Source organism: Streptomyces sp. CLV115, from assembly GCF_038448545.1.
In the GTDB taxonomy this organism is placed as follows: domain Bacteria; phylum Actinomycetota; class Actinomycetes; order Streptomycetales; family Streptomycetaceae; genus Streptomyces; species Streptomyces sanglieri.
Map to the genome: position 1 here is coordinate 1 of NZ_JBCEWQ010000461.1, position 318 is coordinate 318.

The 318-nt window shown below is 70.1% G+C and carries 1 protein-coding gene; it reads right to left on the bottom strand.

Annotated elements, in window-relative coordinates:
• On the bottom strand, positions 1–242 hold a 242-nt coding region (locus tag AADR41_RS42650; protein WP_342287841.1), incomplete at its 3' end, for a polyketide synthase dehydratase domain-containing protein.
• Positions 243–318 lie beyond the last annotated feature (76 nt).

Sequence of the window (318 nt, forward strand, 5' to 3'; positions counted from 1 at the left end):
CCCGTCGCATGCAACCGCACACCCGACCACACGAACGGCAACCTCGGAGCCACCAGCCCCGAACCGTCCCCGGGCAACAACCCCGCATGCAACGCCGCATCCAGCAACGCCGGATGCACCCCGAACGCCCCCACCCCACCGCACTCCTCCTCACCGAGCACGACCCGGGCGAACACCTCCTCACCACGCCGCCAGACCGCCTCCACACCCTGGAACACCGGCCCGTACTCATAACCCGCCACCGCCAACGCCCCGTACAACCCCGACGAATCAACCCGCACCGCACCCACCGGAGGCCACACCCCCACACCATCCGGG